Raw genomic sequence first — 19,032 nt, 5'->3', positions numbered from 1 at the left:
ATTTCCACTCCAGGATCCTCGCTTTTTCGTGGGGCATGCGGTGATCCTCCTTAAAAAAAGGTACGTTTGCCTTTAAAAAAATCAAAAAAGAAAGCTTATCCAGCTTTCTTTCCAACACATTCATTATTTTCGAAGATTCCATTCTTCAGTACTATATTTTGATGCAACTAATGCTTGTACTTCTTTTTCTTGGTCATCAGTTAATTCATAAGGAACCAATTCAATATCCAAACCAATTTCAAAACCTTCTTTAAATGCAATATACAATTCATCCATTGATTTTGGTGTATCGCTTTCTGCATTAATCCATGTGGCGCGTTCTAAGAATCTTTTTTTCATTTTGTTTCTAACTTCTTCTGATGAAAAAATATATAGGTCATACAGCATAGTAACATCAATATTTAATGGGATTGAACCGTGCTGTAAGATTGAACCTTTTTGTCTTGTTTGTGCACTTCCAGCAATTTTTTTATCATTAACAACAACTTCATACCAAGATGGAGCGTCGAAGCAAACTGCACTTGATGGTTTTTTTAATTCATCTTTTTCTGCCGCTGTTTTCGGCACAGAGAATGAAGCATCTAAACCTAATAATTTAAAGCCTTCTAATATTCCCATTGAAATGACTTTATAAGCTTCTGTTACTGTTACTGGCATATTTGGATAATCTTCAGGAACAATTACACTATATGTTAATTCCTCATGGTGAAGTACACTTCTACCACCTGTTTGTCTTCTGACAAAATCACCGTTATATTTTTTTAATTGTTCTAAACTGATTTCTTGATTCTTTTGAAAATATCCAATTGTTACTGTTGGATGTTCCCACTCATAAAAACGTAATGTAGGTAAAAAACCTTCTTCGCTTTGCCATTTAATAAGGCATTCGTCTAGAGCCATATTATAACTACCTGATTTTTTTCCACTATTAATAAAATACCACTTTGTCTTTGACATGTTGAAATCTCCTCATACAATACTGAAATTTTTTCTTTTTTTATTAAAGAATCTTGCACAATCTTATTAGAGAATTATAATAAGATAAGTAGGTAATTGAAAGGTGTTGAATAAAATGACTAATTGGTTATTGTTAATTTGGGTTGTCCTAGGTATCATTGTATACACAACAATCATGTATTTCTACCAAAAACGCTTAATAAAAACATTAAACGAGGAAGAATTCCGCTCAGGTATTCGTAAAGCTCAATTAATTGACTTACGAGATCAAGAGGATTTTAAAAACGGACATATTTTAGGTGCACGTAATATTCCTTTTGCTCAATTAAAAATGCGTTCAAAAGAAATTCGTAAAGATCAACCAGTTTATCTGTATGATCAAATGGGTGTTCGTCCTGGACAAGCTGCACGAATTTTACGTAAACAAGGCGTAACAAACCTGTTCCAATTAAAAGGTGGATTTAAGGTTTGGTCTGGTAAAGTAAAAAAAGGTTTATAATTCCAGACTGCCCGCCAAACGCTCGCTTTCTTCGTTGCTTCGCCTGTTTGCGGTGCTCATTACCGTCAAAGGTAACTCCGCTCCTCATCCGACTTTGCGCCTCGAAAGACAAGCGTTTTCAATCAGTCTGTATCTCTTAGTTTTTTACTTTGTGAAACTTTTTGTACTTTGTGGAACTACTACTATTTAAGTAGTAGTTTTTTTATTTTAAACTGTTTAACGTTGTTTAGAAAAAAATCCCTCAAAAATTCTCCGAGGGATTCTAATAAAATTCAACTTACTCTTTATTCGTCTTAGGTTTAGGATATTTTACACCCATCGTATCAACTTTAATAGATTCGATGATGATAGGCGTTTTTGGTTGCTCCTCAGGTGTCGTTTCTGCAGCTTCAACTTTCTTTACGATATCCATTCCTTTTGTCACTTTACCAAATGATGCATACGCACCGTCAAGCTGTGAGGAATCATTTGTCATAATAAAAAATTGACTTCCAGCACTATTCGGATCATCCGTACGTGCCATTGATAAAACTCCTGCAGTATGCAATAAGTTATTTTCAAATCCATTTGAAGTAAACTCTCCATTAATTGTATATCCAGGACCACCTGCTCCAGTACCCTCAGGATCTCCACCTTGAATAACAAAGTCTTTCACAATTCTATGTATTTTAAGTCCGTCATAAAATCCTTTATTTGAAAGCGAAATAAAATTATAGACAGTATTTGGTGCGATATGTGGATACAGCTCCGCTTCAATCACCCCGTAATCCTTAATTGTAATTGTTGCGACTGGTAATTTCTCAGGTTTCTTTGGTTTTGCAACTTGTGAAGATTTTTGATTATCATTTCCACAAGCAGTTAAAATGGTGAACATTAAGACAAAGCAGCAGATTAGAACTGCTTTCATTGATTTTTTAAACATTTCATGTCTCCCTTCTATTTGCTAGTATCATTTTACCAAATCATTAAGCTCTTTTACTAATCAATCTATTATTTACAATTCATTTTATTTTACACTAACAATCACGCAAATAAAAAACTGCTAAACCTTTTCATTGTTTAGCAGTTTTACGATTGTAATTATCCTACTTTCTCTTTTGGTTCTTCTACTTTATTTTTCGCAAATGGGAACCACCAATTCCACTTACCAAACAGTTGCATTAAGCTCGGTACGAGTACTAATCGAACGATGGTAGCGTCTAAGAAAATTGCAATCGCAATCCCAATCCCCATTTGTTTAACTGGAACCATATCTGTGAATGCAAACGCGCCTGTAATAACAATCATGATCGAAGCTGCTGAAGTGATAATTCGACTTGTTGAAACTAAACCTTCTCGTGTCGAATATGTATTATCTCCTGTTTCTTCATATAACTCTTGCATCCTAGACATTAAGAACACTTCATAATCCATACTTAGGCCAAATACTAAACCAAAGACAAATACTGGTAAAATTAGCATAATATCAGATTGCGGTAATCCAAAATTCCCTCCCTGGAATAGCCATGTAATAATGCCAAATGTTGCACTTAAGGAAAGGACGTTCATGATAATCGCTTTGATTGGAATAATAATCGATCTAAATGCGATCATTAATATGATAAATGTACTCACCATGATCACAATTAATCCATATCGAATATTATCAGTAATTTCATCAAATAACTCTTGTTCAAATTTAACCTGCCCACCATTCGTCATTTGGAATCCTTCAATTTTACCTTTGTATTTCTTTTCAATATCTCTTACCCATTGCTTCCCTTTTTCAGACTTCGGATCAGAGTTTAGAAATACTTGTATGAAGGTCTTATCCTTTTGAATATATGCATTTACAGCTGGCTGAAGCTTTGTTGCATTAGGTGATTTTAAAGCAGGTAAAAGTTGAGCAGCATTCATATTAACAGCATTGAACACACTTCTTACTTTTAAAACGTCTGAATCATTTTCAAATTCCTGTTGAACTTTTTCTAATGATGTTAAATTATCATTCATCAATATATCTTCATCCGAATCTAAAACGACTACAACTGACCCATGATTTAATGCATCAGGAAGAAATTCCTTTTGATACTTCTCGTAATTAATTCTAGAGGGTTCATGTTTTGGAAGTGCATCAATAGTTGGGATGTTTAAATGAACATCTCGAATTGGAATGACAAATATCCCTAATATGATTAATGAAGTAAGTGCCATGATGATTGGTCTCTTCATTACAAACTGCGCAAATTTCCTCCAAATTGCTTGTTGTTGATCTTGACTGCGGTTTGCGATCCACTTTAACGTACCTTTATTAATATTTCTTCCTAAAGCAGAAAGTACTGCAGGTAATAGTGTTAACGATAAAAATAAACTAACTAAAACGACTACAGCACCACTAATTGCAACACTTCTAAATAAATCGATATTAATGAAATACAGTGCAGATAAACCAATAAACACGCAAATACCTGAAAAGATAATCGCTCTACCTGCAGTTGCAAAAGTGATACTGATTGCTTCTTTTACAGATGTTTTTTGTTCTGAAAGCTCACTTTTGTATCGACTGACAAATAACAAAGCAAAATCGATCGATAAAGCCAAGCCAATCATCGGTGCTACATTTAAGACAAAGATTGATAAATCAACATACTTACCGATATATGCTAGAATACCAAAAGTTGTAAAAATACTAATTAACCCTATTAATATAGGGATTGCTGAAGCAACAAGACTACCAAAAGCAAAGAATAAAACAATAAATGCTATTGGAACCCCAATCATTTCGGCCTTTTTCAAATCTTCTTGACTCGTTTTATTCATTACATCACTAATAATCGTAAAGCCTGTTGTACCAACTTTCACTGATTCATCAGAGTAAGATTCAATTTTTTTAGAAAAATTATTATTCCGGTCAACTAATTTATCATAATCTTTTTCGTTAAATAGAAGAGAAATATAAGCAATATTTTCTTTTTTCATCGTTGGATCGACCATTGGATTCATGAACTGCTTAATATTTTTTTCTTCTTCAATCACTTTTACAATTCTTTCAATATCTTCCTGAAACTCTTTAGCTGTAGCATTCTTTTTTCTCTCAAGTAGAATAATAAGTGAGTCAGGAGATTGTTCAAAATCTCGTTCTAAAATATTTTTAGCTTTTTCATAATCACCAGGTGTTCGAAATCCATCACCCTCTAAGATACCGGGTAGTTGCTTCGCATAAATACTTAAGAAGATTGAAATAACAGCGATTAAGCTAATTAATACAAATCGAAAATGATAAATTCCTCGTCCGACTTTCTTCCAAGCACTATGTTCGTTTACAATACTTTTCATTCTTTCACTCCTTACCTACAAATCCTAACAATATCTTATCAAACTTATTTATATAACTCCTATTATTTACATTTAATTATTTATATTATGAAAATACGCTCAAGAATAAATCTTTTGATTTAAACTTGAGCGCATGTAAGATTAGGTAACAATTATTGCAACTATGATTCCAATTATTGCCCCTACAACTACTTCATATGAAGTATGTCCGACCAATTCGTTTAAAGCTTTATAATTTTTTATTCTGCCGTGAAAAAAGTCATTAAGTATTTTTGCATGCTTACTAACCGCAAGACGCACACCTGAAGCATCATACATAATAATCGTAGCAAAAATTGCTGCCATCGCGAAATCAACACTCTCAAAACCCATCGTTAATCCCACACTTAAAGCTAAACCAGTAACTGTTGAAGAATGAGAACTTGGCATACCACCTGAAGCAAAAAACTTAGATAAATCAAAATCCTTATTTTTCACTAGATGAATAATGACTTTTAAAAACTGAGCAATAAACCATGCTATTACAGCAGAAATCAATGGCTCGTTATGAAGGATAGTCAAGACGAACCCCCTTAAATTTTATTAAATTACCTACTAATTATTATCTTCTTTCAACAATTGTATATTCATAACGTTTCTGAAAGAACGAAATAAATGTTCATTTTCTTCTAATATGTCTATTTGCATTTCTTTTCTATTTAATGACTAAAAATTTCGAAGCAGAATTTAAATAAAGGGCTATGTTAAAGAAGAATGTTTATTTTCATTCCAGGTACTTCGCTTTCCATGGGGCGTGACGACCCTGAGCCTCCGGGTCCACACGATGTGGATCATGCATGCGTTACGACAGGACGTCGTGGTTTTAGCATGCCTACCTTGCTTGGCCTCCGGGGTCTCAAGTTTCCCGCATCTCCCATAGGAGTCTTCGCACCTTCCATTTTTTATTCAAATATTTCTTCTTTTTTTATCAAAAACGCGATGAAACGCTTTCATTTCAGGCGTATTTCCCTTTTCGTTATAATTTTCAAAATTTATTCAAAAAATGGAATTTTTGAAATTGACAATTCATACAATTCTGATAAACTTAGTTGTAATTAAATTCAGAGGATGATGCTCATGAGCCAAACCAACGACTTAAAACCGTTAATCGAGGTCGTGGAATCGTTACTAAATGGTTTAAAATTTGGAACGATTACTTTAGTCGTTCAAGATGGAAAAATTATTCAGGTAGAAAAACAAGAGAAAATACGATTAAAGTAAATGAGATCCTGCTGACTAGAAAAACTAGAGGCAGCTTAAATCTATGTAATCTTTACATCATAGATTTAAGCTGTCTTTTTCTATTTAAAGAGAAATGTTTTGATACATTTTCATATAGAAAGTATTTATATCGATCTTTTCATAAATTTATGACAGAGTATCTTGCTCTTTTTTTATTTTTTTTAATTCATTGGAGGAAGACAAATGAGATTTGAAACATGGAACGAGGAACAACTGCCAAACTTTTCTATTGATAATGATACAAAGGGAGCACTTGAAGTTCTCCAGTGGGCTTATTCTACTTATGGAGATGAATGTATCTACGCCTGTAGCTTTGGCGTGGAGGGAATATTATTAATTGACTTGATCTCAAAAGTAAAACCCAACGCAAAAATTGTTTTTTTGGAGACAGGTTTACATTTTAAAGAAACTTACGAATGTATCGACCGAGTCCAAGCAAAGTATCCATTCTTACAGATTGAAAAAAAACTTCCTAGCCTTACTTTAGATGAACAAGCAAACATACATGGTGCTGAACTTTGGAAACGGGAACCAAATCAATGTTGCCAAATTCGTAAAATCATCCCATTACAAGAAGCATTAAAGGATGCACCTGCTTGGATCTCAGGTTTACGTAGAGAGCAATCTTCATCTCGTCAAAAAACGAATTTTCTTAATCTAGACAATAAATTCAAATCTATAAAGGTTTGCCCATTAATCCACTGGACTTGGAAGGAAGTTTGGAGATATGTGTATTATCAAAACCTTCCATATAATCCGCTTCACGACGTAGGTTATCCAAGTATTGGTTGTGAGGTTTGTACTTTACCAGCTTCTAATTCGTCTGATAGCCGCTCAGGTCGTTGGTCAGGTACAAGTAAAACCGAATGTGGCTTACACGACTAAACCATTCTTCTATCTCAATTTGCATCGTCTTTTTTCTTTAATATATGAAACTATCACATTAGAAAATTTAAGGAGTGTCTAGAATATGAGTTTACCGGCACATGGTGGAACATTAATTAATCGATTTGATTCAACCGTTTTAACAAATGAAATTTCCCACGAGATTCCTTTAGATCTCATCGGGATTAGTGACTTAGAGTTAATTGGAAATGGTGCATATAGCCCATTAACTGGTTTTCTAGGCAAAGATGATTATGAACATGTTGTTAGTTCAATGAGATTAAAAAATGGCGCTGTCTGGAGTATCCCGATTACCCTTCCTATTTCGAAGTTATCTGCTAAATATCTTCAAATCGGTGATGTAGCAAAGCTCATTTGGGAAAATGAAGTATATGGAATCATTAAAATTGAAGATATTTATACACCTAATAAATTAGCTGAAGCACAATTCGTTTATGGAACAACGGATCATGAGCATCCAGGGGTAGCTAAATTGTATTCCCGTGGCGATGTTTATATCGGTGGAGAGGTTACTGTTACTAAGCAGTTGAACAGAAACGATTTTTCCGAACATTATTTAACACCAATTGAAACTCGGGAAAAATTTGCAGCATTAAACTGGAAAAAGATTGTTGGTTTCCAAACTCGAAATCCTGTTCATAGGGCACATGAATATATTCAAAAAAGCGCATTAGAAATCGTTGATGGTCTGTTTTTGAATCCATTAGTTGGAGAAACAAAATCAGATGACATTCCTGCAGATGTAAGAATGAAAAGTTATAAAGTTTTGCTAGACAACTATTATCCAGCTAACCGTGTATTCTTAGCAGTTTTCCCTGCCGCTATGCGCTACGCAGGCCCACGCGAGGCAATTTTCCATGCAATCGTCAGAAAAAATTATGGGTGCACTCACTTTATTGTTGGACGTGATCATGCAGGAGTTGGAAATTATTACGGAACTTATGATGCTCAAAAAATCTTCCAACGGTTTACAGCTGATGATTTAGGAATTAATCTCCTATTTTTCGAAAATAGTTTTTACTGCTCAAAATGTGAAAATATGGGTTCAACAAAAACTTGTCCTCATAGTAGCGAGCATCATATTACCCTTTCTGGAACGAAAGTACGAGAAATGCTAAAAAACGGTGAAATTCCTCCAACTGCTTTTAGCCGAAAAGAAGTAGTTGAAGTATTAATTGAAGGAATACGTGAAGCAGCATCGATTTCAGTTGAATAGGAGAAAAACAACATGTCTAAAAATATTGTTTGGCATCAAGCCAGTATTACGAAGCAAGATCGACGTCAAAAAAACAATCATCATAGCTGTATCCTATGGTTTACCGGTTTATCAGCATCTGGAAAATCTACGATTGCAAATGAAATAGCAAAAGCATTGTTTCAACAAAATGTGCAGCAATATGTTTTAGATGGTGATAATATTCGCCACGGATTAAATAATGATCTTGGATTTACAGATCGTGATCGAACCGAAAATATTCGCCGAATTGGAGAAGTAGCTAAGTTATTTGTCGATGATGGGCAAATTGTACTTACTGCCTTTATCTCCCCATTTCAAGCTGATCGAGATCTTGTTCGATCAATTGTTGAAAAAGATGAATTTATTGAAGTTTATGTTGAGTGCTCAGTTGAAACTTGTGAAAACAGAGACCCAAAGGGACTTTATAAAAAAGCAAAAAGTGGTGAAATTCAACATTTCACAGGTATAAGCTCCCCTTATGAAGCACCAAATCGTCCGGAAATCACTTTAAATACAGACACACTTTCGATTGAACAATGTGTTGAAACAGTACTTCAATATTTAAAAGTTCAAAATTATATCAAATAAGGAGATGTGTTAATGAGTACTGAAAAAGTATGGAAAGACAATCCGAAGTTAAACGAAACTGAAAAAAAGAAGCTAGTAAAAGATGGATTAAAAATTTATGACGACATTCCTTATTACGCTAAGAATGGTTTTGAATCGATCCCAAAAGATCAATGGGATTTATTTAAATGGGCAGGATGTTATCTACAAAAACCAAAAGAAGCAGGTTACTTTATGATGCGTGTAAATGTTCCTTCTGGCATATTATCGCATGATCAACTAGTCGTATTAGCTGAAATTGCCCGGGATTATGGTCGCGATGTTTATGATATTACAACCCGCCAAGCCATTCAGTTTCATTGGTTAACAATTGAACAGATTCCAGATATCTTATCGCGACTTGAAAAGGTTAGTCTTTCTAGTGCAGGTGCTTGTGGAGATATAACACGTAATATTGTTGGTAATCCATTGGCTGGTATTGATCCGAATGAATTATTCGATACAACACCAATCGTAAAAGAAATATATGAATTCTTCCAATTTAATGAAGATTTTTCGAATCTTCCAAGAAAATATAAAATGTCAATTAGTACAAATACTAGTAATGCTTCTAATGCTGAGATTAATTGTATTTCATTTGTTCCAGCTATTAAAGAAATTGATGGTCTCAAAACAGCTGGTTTCCATTTAAAAGTTGGCGGTGGATTATCTGCTGCACCACATTTAGCACAAACACTTGATGTATTTGTTTTACCACATCAGGTAAAGGAAGTTGCAATTGCAGTTACAACGATTTTTAGAGATTTTGGTTACCGTGAAAAACGTCATCACTCCCGTTTAAAGTTTTTAGTAGCAGATTGGGGAGTTGGAAAATTTAAAGATGTACTACAAGAATATACAGGTGAACTATTAACAAAAGGAACTGGATTTGATGAGTCCTGGAATGCAGGTTATTTTTACGGTGTACATCCGCAAAAGCAAGATGGTTTAAACTATGTCGGATTAAGTATCCCAGTTGGAAGATTACATTCTGAGGAAGTTTTCGAGTTAGCAAGAATTGTAAAGAAATATGGAAATGGAGAAATCAGAAACTGTAATTCACAAAATTTAATTTTACCAAATATCCCAACTGCAAATATCAATGAATTACTTGAAGAACCTTTACTAAAAAAATTCACTCCAATTCCGCCTAAGTTCATTGGTTATTCTGTGGCGTGTACAGGGAATGAATATTGCAATCTAGCATTAGTAGAAACAAAAGCTCGTATGAAAGATACTGCTACTTACTTAGATGAAAAAGTTTCACTTGATGTTCCAGTTCGGATTCATATGGTTGGTTGCCCGAACTCATGTGGTCAAAGAGCAATCGCTGATATCGGCCTACAAGGTATCAAAGCTCGAAATGACAAAAAAGAATTAGTTGAAGCATTTGAGATCTATGTAGGTGGAACTTTAGCAAACGGTGGAAAATTAAACGAAAAACTAAAAGGAAAAGTGGAATCCCCTTCCCTTCATCTTGTTTTAGAAAAATTCTTACAGCATTTTCAAGAGAATAAATTACCTTCTGAACCATACTTAGATTATGTAGCCAGAGTTGGTATTGAGGAATTACAAAATCATTTAACGACAATTCTTGAAACAGTTAAAGCATCTTAAAGAAAGTCGGTGGCCTATGTTTTTATATCGTTTTGAGGCGCAAATAGAAAATCGAACTGTACCGATAGTCATTCTAGCAAATGATGATGAAAAAGCATTTAAGCTCGTTGATACCGAGCTTGAGAAATTTTATGTAAAGAAACCTGACGTTAAGGATTTACTAATGTATGAAAAAAAGAGAGTTAGTCAAAGTGGTGGTTTTGTCCTAGATATTGAGGTTTTAAGTAAACGATGATGATGAGGTGTATGGAATGATTGGAAAAGTTTATTTAGTTGGCGCTGGACCAGGTGATGCTGATCTAATTACTGTAAAAGGTCTAAAATGCATTCAAAATGCTGATGTCATTTTATATGACCGTTTAGTGAATAAAGAACTGCTAGAGTATGCAAAAGAATCAGTAGAATTAATCTACGCAGGTAAACTACCAAACTACCATGCATTAAAGCAAGAAACAATTAATGCTTTCTTAGTTAAATATGCTAAAAAAGGTAAAAATGTTGTACGTTTAAAAGGTGGCGATCCTTTTATTTTTGGGCGAGGTGGTGAAGAAGCCGCTTATCTTGTTGAGCGCGGAGTTCCATTCGAAATCGTTCCAGGGATTACATCTGGTATAGCAGCACCAGCTTATGCAGGTATCCCAGTAACACATCGTGATTTTAGTAGTTCCTTTGCATTTGTAACTGGGCATTGTAAGGAAGATGATACTGTTAAATGGGAAGCATTAGCCAAAGGGATTGACACGCTTGCAATCTATATGGGGGTAAGTAATTTACCATATATTCGTCATCAACTTTTATCAAATGGGAAACATCAGGATACACCTGTAGCTCTCATCCACTATGGTACAACAGAACAACAGAAAACTGTGACATGTACTTTAAAAGACGTACTATCAGTTGCTGAAAAAGAAAAAATAAGTAACCCAAGTATGATTGTCGTTGGTGAAGTCGTAAATTTACATCATCAACTAAAATGGTTCGAATCTAAACAAGATTCAATTGTACGTCCAAATCAAAAAAGTTACTCTAGTATTTAATGACTACTTGTAAGGAGTGATTGAATGGATGCTATTTTATATATTTGTCACGGAAGCCGCGTACAATCTGCAGTCCATTCTGCCATAAACTTTGTTAAAAAAGTGCAAAAACAAATTAATTGTAAAATACAAGAAATTAGTTTTATCGAATTAGCAGAACCCTCTATATATGAGGGACTACATAATTGTATTCAACAGGGAGCAACTTCGATTACGGTCCTCCCTGTTCTACTATTATCAGCCAATCATGCAAAAATCGATATTCCAAAAGAAATTGCAGCATTTCAAAAAAGTTTCCCAAAAGTTACAATCACATTAGGCAATCCAATTGGTGTTCATCAAAATATGATTGAATTAGTGAAGAAACGTATTTATGAAAAAACGATAAAAGTACATCCTCATTCTAAAATTTTATTAGTTGGACGTGGTAGTAGCGACCCACTTACGCAAAATGATTTTTTAAGCATTGCTACATTACTTGAAACTAAATTAAATAGAACTGTCATTCCTGCTTACATGGCCGTGTCGAAACCCTCTTTCGACGACGCTTGGAAACTTCTTCTTACTGAAAAAAATTGTCCGATCATCGTCGTGCCTTATTTATTCTTTTCGGGTACATTGATGAAAGAAATTGCAGAGAAAATTAATAGTCTGCCAGCTTCAATTCAACAGAATTGGATTCTTTGTGAAACGCTTGGATATGATCATTTGATTGCTTCTATTTTTGAAGAAAGATTAATAGAAACAAAGTTAAATCACCCCTTCATTCATGTATAAAAAAGCTCTTGTCTATTCCATATGGAACACAAGAGCTTTTTCTTTTAGACTATTTACTTTCAATTTTCGTTAAATTTACTGGTTGAAACGTCGGGAGAGTTTGTAAAAAACGCCCTATTCTTTTTGTAGCTTCAATTAACTGTTCAAGTGAAGTAGCATACGAACATCGGATAAATCCTTCTCCACAATCTCCAAAAACATTTCCCGGGACAACCGCAACTCTTTCTTTTAACAATAATTGCTCTGCAAATTCTTCAGATGTTAGTCCTGTATTTTGGATTGATGGGAAAACATAGAATGCTCCTCCAGGCAAATGACATGATAAACCATTTTCTTGAAGCGATGAAACAAGATAATTTCTTCGTTGCATATAACTTCTTCTCATTGCTTCTACATCATGTTCACCATTACGAAGTGCTTCAACCGCTGCATGTTGTGACATTGTTGGTGCACACATAATCGCATACTGATGAACCTTTAGCATATGCGAAATGATTTCTGAAGGTGCAGCAACAATCCCTAAACGCCAGCCAGTCATTGCAAACGTTTTAGAAAAACCAGAAATTAAAATTGTATGATCTCTCATACCATCTATCTTTGCAAAACTAGTATATTCCCCATCATAAACAAGCTCTGCATAAATTTCATCAGAAATGACAATTAAATTATGTTTTTTAACAAATATTGCTAAATCCTCAAGTAATTCCTTTTCAAGTAATGTACCAGTAGGATTATTAGGATTACAAAGTAAAATTGCTTTTGTCTTTGGTGTTATCTTTTTCTTTAAAGCTTGAAGATTAATTTTAAACTCTTCTTCACCAGTTGTTGCCAAATGAACAGGTACACCGCCTGCTAATGAAACTAATGGTGCATATGATACGAAACAAGGATCAATAACGATCACTTCATCACCCGGATTTAAAATCGTTCGTAACGCTATATCAATCCCTTGGCTTGCACCAACTGTGATGATTAGCTCCTCGTTCGGATCATAGTGTACATCAAACTTCTTAGAGAAATAGCGACTGACCTCATCTCGTAATTCAAATAAACCAGCATTTGATGTATACGCTGTATGTCCTGTTTCTAACGAATAAATACTTGCCTCACGTACATTCCAAGGCGTGACAAAATCAGGCTCCCCTACTCCTAAGGAAATAACATTATCCATGCTAGCAGCTAAATCAAAAAATTTACGAATCCCCGAAGGTTGAAGTGTTGTGACTGTATTAGATAAGGTAAATTTACTCATGGCGTGATCACCATACGCTTATCATTTTGTTTCTGTCCATAAACAATACTGTCATGTTTATATCGTTTTAAGATAAAGTGCGTTGTAGTGGATAAAATTGATTCTAAGGTTGATAGTTTTTGAGATACAAATGAAGCAATTGAAGTCATTGTTTTACCTTCAACAACAACTGACAAGTCATATGTCCCTGACATTAAATAAACTGATTTTACTTCAGGATATAAATATATTTTTTCAGCAATTTCATCAAAGCCTACTCCTCTTTTTGGAGCTACTTTTACATCGATCATTGCCGTTATACTTTCTTGAACAGGAACTTTACCCCAATCAATCAGTGTAATATATTGTAAAATTACACGATCGTTTTCAAACTTTTTAAGAATCTCAACGACTTCTTCTTCTGACATTTGAATCATTTTTGCTAATACGTCATTACTTAATCGACCATTTTGTTCAATACACTGAAGTAATTGAATTTCTTTATCTGTCATTTTCATAAGCTCCTTATGCATTCCATTTAATCATGGAATTTCTGCTGATGTTATACTCTTCATCTATATTTAATTATTTTACTTAGATGACACTTTTGGGAAGAATTCTTCATAAATTACTTGTACTGCTTTTTTCTCGTCACTTGCTTTTACACCAAACATCATACTAACTTCAGATGACCCTTGATTAATCATTTCAATATTGATGCTTGCATTTGCAAGGGCTTTACTGGCGCGTGCCGTAGTCCCAACATTATGGCGCATTCCTTCACCAACTAACATGATTAAAGCAAGATCTCTTTCAATAACCACATGATCAACATGAAGTTCGTCCTGTATACGGTTGATAATTTGATTTTCAATCGTAGATGTTAATTGATTTTGCCTAATAACAATTGAAATATCATCTATTCCACTTGGTTGGTGTTCATATGAAATATGAAAGTCTTCTAAGATTTGTAGGATTTTTCGCCCAAACCCAACTTCTCTATTCATTAAATACTTACTTATATAAATACTACAAAATCCATTGTCACTGGCTACACCAACTAATGGACCATTCGTTAACTTTCTTTCTTTTACAATAACTGTCCCGGGAGCCGTTGGATTGTTTGTATTTTTAATATTAACCGGAATGCCTGCTTGAAAAGCAGGAATTAGTGCTTCGTCATGGAATACATTGAAACCAGCGTAAGATAACTCCCTCATTTCACGATACGTTAATTCTTTAATCTCTTTTGGCTCTTGAATGATAGAAGGATTCACTGAATACACTGCATCCACATCGGTAAAATTTTCATATAAGCTAGCTTTAACTCCATTGGCAATAACAGAACCAGTAATATCTGAACCACTTCTTGAAAAAGTGACAATATCTCCATCTTCTGAATACCCGAAGAAACCAGGAAAAATGACAATACCTTTTTTATTGCGAAGTTCATGTAACAAAAGATAACTTTTTGGTAAGACTTGTGCATGACCAGGTTCATTAGTTACAAATAAACCACCATCTTTTGGATTGATATATTCTGCGTCAATTTCTTTCATTTGAAAATAATTCGCTACTAACCTAGCACAATTATCTTCACCACACGCCATTACAGCATCCATATATTTTGCATGATTTTCCTTTGAACTGGATAGAGCACCTTCTATATTTAATGAAATCTCATCAATTATGTCAGATGATAAACACAAGCCATTTGCAATTTCAGAATATCTTTCAATGATCTGACTATATTCTATCGAATAGTCTTCACCATTGATTGATTTTCTCCCACAAGTAATTAAGAGATCAGTTATTTTAATGTCATCCGGATATCTTTTTCCAGGTGCTGAAACCACAATAATTTTACGTTCTTTATCTGAAACCACAATCTGAAAAACTTTTTCAATTTGTTCCCAAGTGGCTAATGATGAACCACCAAATTTTGCGATTTTCATTCTTAACGTCTCCCAATTATGTTAATTTTCTGTTAAATAATGCTACAATTATCCCTCTAATCTGAAAAAAAATCAATAATTTATTGGAAAAACATAGTATGTTAAAATAGAATTTTTTAATCTATCATTTATTAAGGAAGAAAGAAAATACATTACTCTTTAATATCACTACTATTCACTAAGGAGGAATCGGCTTTCTTTCTAACGAAGTTTCATTAATATATGAAAAAATAGGAATGAAGAAAGGAAAAGAAAATATGAAAAAAATATTTTTATTTATTGTCATATTCCTCTTTAGCTTGTCGGCTTGTAATAAAGATCATAATATAAAAGATGATCAAAAATTCACTTCATTCAAGCAATCAAAGCATAATGATATACCTGATCATTTTAAAGATAAAACTATTCAATTTGAGATGAAGATTGAACCAGCTTCATTTGATAAAAGAACGAAACATATTCCCCTTGTTATTAGGAATAATGGAGATTCAATTCTTTACGGAACACCATATGAACTAGAAGTTTTTCAAGAAGATAAATGGAGAAAAATTCCTTTTCAAGATAATATAGCTTTTACTATGATCGGCATAATTTTAGATAAAGGGAAGACAGATAATAGTGAAATTGGATTAGATACAGATAATTTAAAATATAATGTACACCCTGGTTATTACCGTATTGTAAAAGAGTTTTCTATAGGTAACGGTACTGGGGAAAAAATTAAATTATCTTCTATATTTCAATTAAAATAAAAAAACGTTCCCTCAAAAAAGGGAACGATTTTATTTATGCTTTTTGGTAACGTAATACTGGCTTACGAGCAGCTAACGTTTCATCAAGACGACTTACAACAGTAGTATGTGGAGCCTCTTGAACGATTTCTGGATTTTCTTCAGCTTCCTTCGCAATCGCAATCATTGTATCAATGAATGAATCTAATGTTTCTTTCGATTCTGTTTCAGTTGGTTCAATCATAATACATTCTTCCACGTTTAATGGGAAGTAGATTGTTGGTGGGTGATATCCAAAGTCTAATAGACGTTTTGCGATATCTAATGTACGTACGCCCAATTTCTTTTGACGTTTGCCACTCATTACGAACTCATGCTTACAATGACGATCGAATGGTAGATCAAAGTATGGTTCTAATCTACGCATCATATAGTTTGCATTTAATACCGCATCTTCTGTTACTTGTTTTAATCCTTCTGGACCCATTGAACGAATATAAGTGTATGCTCTTACATTAATTCCGAAGTTTCCGTAGAAAGGTTTAACTCGACCAATTGTTTCTGGACGATCAGAATTTAAAACATACTCATCTCCAACTTTTTCAACGATTGGTGCAGGTAAATATGGAATTAAATCTGCTTTTACTCCAACAGGACCTGAACCAGGACCGCCACCACCGTGTGGACCTGTAAACGTTTTATGAAGATTTAAATGTACTACGTCAAATCCCATATCGCCAGGACGAGCTTTACTTAATACAGCGTTTAGGTTTGCGCCGTCATAATAAACTTTACCGCCTGCAGCATGGATTATCTCTGCAATTTCATAAATGTCTTCTTCAAAAAGTCCTAGTGTATTTGGATTTGTAAGCATTAATGCTGCTACATTTTCATCAACTACACGACGTAAATCGTCTAAGTCTACTAAACCTTTTTCATTTGATTTAACTGTAATTGTTTCAAATCCCGCAACAGTTGCAGAAGCTGGATTTGTACCATGAGCTGAGTCAGGTACGATTACTTTTGTACGATTGAAATCTCCACGACTTTCGTGATAAGCACGGATAATCATTAATCCAGTCCACTCACCATGTGCACCAGCTGCTGGTTGTAACGTTACTTCATCCATACCAGTGATTTCCTTAAGTTCTTGTTGCAACTCATGCATTAATTCAAGAGCTCCCTGAACTGTGTATTCATCTTGAAGTGGATGAATATGAGCGAAACCAGGAAAGCGGGCTACAGCTTCATTAATTTTTGGATTGTATTTCATCGTACAAGAACCAAGTGGATAGAAACCAGAGTCCAATCCATGATTACGTTTAGAAAGTGCTGTATAATGACGCATTAAATCTAATTCAGATACTTCTGGTAGATTTGCTTTTTCTTTTCGAATATAAGTCGCTGGAATAACATCTTCAATATTAATGTCTTCAACATCCATTACTGGAAGACTATAAGCAATACGACCTTCTTTACTCATCTCAAAAACTAACGGTTGATCCTTCAGCATGTTGCATCCCCTTTCCGTCTACTAATAATGCTAGCTCTTCTACAAATGTATCAATATGTTGTTTAGAACGTAGTTCAGTTACAGCGATTAACATATGATTTTCCATAGCAGGTTCAACTTTTGCTAAATCGTAACCACCGATAATTTTCTTCGTAAATAATTCTTTATTAATTTCTGACACATTTTGTTTTACATCAATTACTAGCTCGTTAAATGCAGCACCTTCAAAAACAACAGAAATGCCACTTTCAGCTAATTTCTTTTTCATATATTGAGTGCGTTGTATATTTTGTGTTGCCATTTCAACTGCACCATATTTACCAAGTGCTGTCATTGCAACTGAAGCTGCTAATGCATTTAAAGCTTGGTTTGAACAAATATTAGAAGTCGCTTTATCACGACGGATATGTTGTTCACGTGCCTGAAGTGTTAATACAAAACCACGACGGCCTTCACCATCAACTGTCTGACCAACTAAACGACCAGGCATTTTACGCATTAATTTTGTTGTCGTAGCAAAATAACCACAGTGTGGTCCACCAAATTGAGTAGGGATACCAAATGTTTGAGCATCTCCTGCAACAATATCAGCACCAAATTCACCTGGAGGAGTTAATGCAGCTAATGCTAATGGATTACTTGATACAACAAATAAGCTTTTTCCAGTATGAGCAACTGGTTCAATTTCATCTAATGCCTCAATTTGTCCATAGAAGTTAGGGTATTGTACAACAACACACGCTACGTTATCGTTCATTTCATTTTTTAGCTCTTCGATATCAGTTTTTCCATCTTTCAAACCAATTTCAACAACCTCTAAGTGTTGACCTTTAGCATAAGATAAAATAACTTCACGTGACTGCGGATGAACAGCTTTTGAAACTAAAATTCGTTTTTTACCAGTATGACCGGCTGCTAAAGTAGTCGCTTCTGCAAGAGAAGTTCCTCCATCATACATAGAAGAGTTTGCAACATCCATTCCAGTTAATTCACAAATCATTGTTTGGAATTCAAAAATTGCTTGAAGCTCACCTTGTGAGATTTCAGGTTGATATGGAGTGTATGCAGTATAAAACTCTGAACGAGAAATTACATGATCAACAACTGTAGGTAGGTAGTGATCATATACGCCAGCACCTAAGAATGATACATATTCTCTTAAATTCGCATTTTTATTAGCTAATCCACTAAGCTCTTGTAATAAATCAGATTCAGATTTTGCTTTTTTAATATTTAGTAATCCATTAAAACGCACATTTTCAGGAATATCACTAAATAGTTCATCAACTGAAGAAACACCAACTGTTTTTAACATCTCTTGACGGTCTTGCTCTGTCATTGGTAAATAACGATGCATTAAGGTAATCCCC

Annotated in this window: 19 protein-coding genes; 10 read left to right on the top strand and 9 right to left on the bottom strand. The window is 34.2% G+C overall.

All coding sequences use genetic code 11. The features are described 5' to 3' along the window. Nucleotides 1-123: 123 nt before the first annotated feature. A complete protein-coding gene (gene lipM, locus CAB05_RS06235) occupies nt 124-957 on the bottom strand; it encodes an octanoyltransferase LipM (RefSeq protein ID WP_087998962.1) in 834 nt (277 codons plus the stop codon). 115 nt (nt 958-1,072) lie between these two features. On the opposite strand from lipM, the gene CAB05_RS06230 reads away from it, so the two are divergent. Then, nucleotides 1,073-1,456, top strand: coding sequence for a rhodanese-like domain-containing protein (locus CAB05_RS06230; protein ID WP_087998961.1), 384 nt, complete (start codon nt 1,073-1,075; stop codon nt 1,454-1,456). Nucleotides 1,457-1,733: 277 nt separating this feature from the next. Here the strand turns inward: CAB05_RS06230 and CAB05_RS06225 are convergent, their stop codons facing one another. The 3 genes from CAB05_RS06225 to CAB05_RS06215 all read right to left on the bottom strand — a co-directional run bounded on the left by CAB05_RS06225 (nt 1,734) and on the right by CAB05_RS06215 (nt 5,332). Further along, on the bottom strand, nt 1,734-2,378 hold the full coding sequence (locus tag CAB05_RS06225; protein WP_235821384.1) for a peptidylprolyl isomerase: 645 nt from the start codon (nt 2,376-2,378) through the stop codon (nt 1,734-1,736). A gap of 158 nt (nt 2,379-2,536) precedes the next feature. Then, the gene (locus CAB05_RS06220) at nt 2,537-4,771 is read right to left on the bottom strand and encodes an MMPL family transporter (protein WP_087998960.1); all 2,235 of its coding nucleotides are present in this window, start codon (nt 4,769-4,771) and stop codon (nt 2,537-2,539) included. Between the two features lie 141 nt (nt 4,772-4,912). Continuing rightward, on the bottom strand, nt 4,913-5,332 hold the full coding sequence (locus CAB05_RS06215) for a divergent PAP2 family protein (RefSeq protein ID WP_235821383.1): 420 nt from the start codon (nt 5,330-5,332) through the stop codon (nt 4,913-4,915). A 555-nt stretch (nt 5,333-5,887) separates the two neighbouring features. Here CAB05_RS06215 and CAB05_RS06210 point away from each other — a divergent pair. The 8 genes from CAB05_RS06210 (at nt 5,888) to CAB05_RS06175 (ending at nt 12,232) form a co-directional block, all read left to right on the top strand. Beyond that, a complete protein-coding gene (locus CAB05_RS06210; protein WP_235821382.1) occupies nt 5,888-6,031 on the top strand; it encodes a YezD family protein in 144 nt (47 codons plus the stop codon). 204 nt (nt 6,032-6,235) lie between these two features. After that, a complete protein-coding gene (locus tag CAB05_RS06205; RefSeq protein ID WP_087998958.1) occupies nt 6,236-6,937 on the top strand; it encodes a phosphoadenylyl-sulfate reductase in 702 nt (233 codons plus the stop codon). A gap of 85 nt (nt 6,938-7,022) precedes the next feature. Beyond that, complete coding sequence (gene sat / locus CAB05_RS06200; protein WP_087998957.1) at nt 7,023-8,174, top strand: sulfate adenylyltransferase; 1,152 nt, start codon at nt 7,023-7,025, stop codon at nt 8,172-8,174. A 12-nt stretch (nt 8,175-8,186) separates the two neighbouring features. Next, nucleotides 8,187-8,783 carry an adenylyl-sulfate kinase gene (gene cysC, locus CAB05_RS06195; RefSeq protein WP_087998956.1) on the top strand — a complete coding sequence of 199 codons (597 nt, stop codon included), beginning with the start codon at nt 8,187-8,189 and terminating at the stop codon, nt 8,781-8,783. A 12-nt stretch (nt 8,784-8,795) separates the two neighbouring features. Continuing rightward, nucleotides 8,796-10,418 carry a nitrite/sulfite reductase gene (locus CAB05_RS06190; protein ID WP_087998955.1) on the top strand — a complete coding sequence of 541 codons (1,623 nt, stop codon included), beginning with the start codon at nt 8,796-8,798 and terminating at the stop codon, nt 10,416-10,418. Between the two features lie 16 nt (nt 10,419-10,434). Continuing rightward, nucleotides 10,435-10,653: a DUF3906 family protein gene (locus tag CAB05_RS06185; RefSeq protein ID WP_087999549.1), complete on the top strand. Its 219-nt coding sequence runs from the start codon at nt 10,435-10,437 to the stop codon at nt 10,651-10,653. Nucleotides 10,654-10,672: 19 nt separating this feature from the next. Further along, a complete protein-coding gene (gene cobA, locus CAB05_RS06180) occupies nt 10,673-11,455 on the top strand; it encodes a uroporphyrinogen-III C-methyltransferase (RefSeq protein ID WP_087999548.1) in 783 nt (260 codons plus the stop codon). Between the two features lie 24 nt (nt 11,456-11,479). Further along, complete coding sequence (locus CAB05_RS06175; protein ID WP_087998954.1) at nt 11,480-12,232, top strand: sirohydrochlorin chelatase; 753 nt, start codon at nt 11,480-11,482, stop codon at nt 12,230-12,232. A 49-nt stretch (nt 12,233-12,281) separates the two neighbouring features. Here CAB05_RS06175 and CAB05_RS06170 read toward each other — a convergent pair whose 3' ends face one another. The 3 genes from CAB05_RS06170 to CAB05_RS06160 all read right to left on the bottom strand — a co-directional run bounded on the left by CAB05_RS06170 (nt 12,282) and on the right by CAB05_RS06160 (nt 15,418). Further along, complete coding sequence (locus CAB05_RS06170; RefSeq protein WP_087998953.1) at nt 12,282-13,484, bottom strand: aminotransferase; 1,203 nt, start codon at nt 13,482-13,484, stop codon at nt 12,282-12,284. After that, the gene (locus CAB05_RS06165) at nt 13,481-13,981 is read right to left on the bottom strand and encodes an Lrp/AsnC family transcriptional regulator (RefSeq protein ID WP_087998952.1); all 501 of its coding nucleotides are present in this window, start codon (nt 13,979-13,981) and stop codon (nt 13,481-13,483) included. Before CAB05_RS06165 ends, CAB05_RS06170 begins: the two co-directional genes overlap by 4 nt. A gap of 72 nt (nt 13,982-14,053) precedes the next feature. Beyond that, nucleotides 14,054-15,418: an aspartate kinase gene (locus tag CAB05_RS06160; RefSeq protein ID WP_087998951.1), complete on the bottom strand. Its 1,365-nt coding sequence runs from the start codon at nt 15,416-15,418 to the stop codon at nt 14,054-14,056. Between the two features lie 236 nt (nt 15,419-15,654). Here CAB05_RS06160 and CAB05_RS06155 point away from each other — a divergent pair, with 236 nt between their 5' ends. Continuing rightward, nucleotides 15,655-16,170 carry an immunoglobulin-like domain-containing protein gene (locus CAB05_RS06155; protein ID WP_142283057.1) on the top strand — a complete coding sequence of 172 codons (516 nt, stop codon included), beginning with the start codon at nt 15,655-15,657 and terminating at the stop codon, nt 16,168-16,170. A gap of 34 nt (nt 16,171-16,204) precedes the next feature. Here the strand turns inward: CAB05_RS06155 and gcvPB are convergent, their stop codons facing one another. Both gcvPB and gcvPA read right to left on the bottom strand, forming a co-directional pair. After that, nucleotides 16,205-17,662, bottom strand: coding sequence for an aminomethyl-transferring glycine dehydrogenase subunit GcvPB (gcvPB, locus tag CAB05_RS06150; protein WP_087998949.1), 1,458 nt, complete (start codon nt 17,660-17,662; stop codon nt 16,205-16,207). Then, a complete protein-coding gene (gcvPA, locus tag CAB05_RS06145) occupies nt 17,634-19,019 on the bottom strand; it encodes an aminomethyl-transferring glycine dehydrogenase subunit GcvPA (protein WP_235821381.1) in 1,386 nt (461 codons plus the stop codon). Before gcvPA ends, gcvPB begins: the two co-directional genes overlap by 29 nt. Nucleotides 19,020-19,032 lie beyond the last annotated feature (13 nt).

It is taken from the genome of Gottfriedia solisilvae, assembly GCF_002128405.1.
GTDB classification, from domain to species: Bacteria; Bacillota; Bacilli; order Bacillales; family Bacillaceae_G; genus Gottfriedia; species Gottfriedia solisilvae.
This window is presented reverse-complemented; position numbering and strand designations above follow the sequence as displayed.

Coding starts and splice junctions, on each gene's coding strand:
- lipM (WP_087998962.1), bottom strand. CDS start 957: ATGTCAAAGACAAAGTGGTATTTTATTAATAGTGGAAAAAAATCAGGT.
- CAB05_RS06230 (WP_087998961.1), top strand. CDS start 1,073: ATGACTAATTGGTTATTGTTAATTTGGGTTGTCCTAGGTATCATTGTA.
- CAB05_RS06225 (WP_235821384.1), bottom strand. CDS start 2,378: ATGTTTAAAAAATCAATGAAAGCAGTTCTAATCTGCTGCTTTGTCTTA.
- CAB05_RS06220 (WP_087998960.1), bottom strand. CDS start 4,771: ATGAAAAGTATTGTAAACGAACATAGTGCTTGGAAGAAAGTCGGACGA.
- CAB05_RS06210 (WP_235821382.1), top strand. CDS start 5,888: ATGAGCCAAACCAACGACTTAAAACCGTTAATCGAGGTCGTGGAATCG.
- CAB05_RS06205 (WP_087998958.1), top strand. CDS start 6,236: ATGAGATTTGAAACATGGAACGAGGAACAACTGCCAAACTTTTCTATT.
- sat (WP_087998957.1), top strand. CDS start 7,023: ATGAGTTTACCGGCACATGGTGGAACATTAATTAATCGATTTGATTCA.
- cysC (WP_087998956.1), top strand. CDS start 8,187: ATGTCTAAAAATATTGTTTGGCATCAAGCCAGTATTACGAAGCAAGAT.
- CAB05_RS06190 (WP_087998955.1), top strand. CDS start 8,796: ATGAGTACTGAAAAAGTATGGAAAGACAATCCGAAGTTAAACGAAACT.
- CAB05_RS06185 (WP_087999549.1), top strand. CDS start 10,435: ATGTTTTTATATCGTTTTGAGGCGCAAATAGAAAATCGAACTGTACCG.
- CAB05_RS06175 (WP_087998954.1), top strand. CDS start 11,480: ATGGATGCTATTTTATATATTTGTCACGGAAGCCGCGTACAATCTGCA.
- CAB05_RS06170 (WP_087998953.1), bottom strand. CDS start 13,484: ATGAGTAAATTTACCTTATCTAATACAGTCACAACACTTCAACCTTCG.
- CAB05_RS06165 (WP_087998952.1), bottom strand. CDS start 13,981: ATGAAAATGACAGATAAAGAAATTCAATTACTTCAGTGTATTGAACAA.
- CAB05_RS06160 (WP_087998951.1), bottom strand. CDS start 15,418: ATGAAAATCGCAAAATTTGGTGGTTCATCATTAGCCACTTGGGAACAA.
- CAB05_RS06155 (WP_142283057.1), top strand. CDS start 15,655: ATGAAGAAAGGAAAAGAAAATATGAAAAAAATATTTTTATTTATTGTC.
- gcvPB (WP_087998949.1), bottom strand. CDS start 17,662: ATGCTGAAGGATCAACCGTTAGTTTTTGAGATGAGTAAAGAAGGTCGT.
- gcvPA (WP_235821381.1), bottom strand. CDS start 19,019: ATGCATCGTTATTTACCAATGACAGAGCAAGACCGTCAAGAGATGTTA.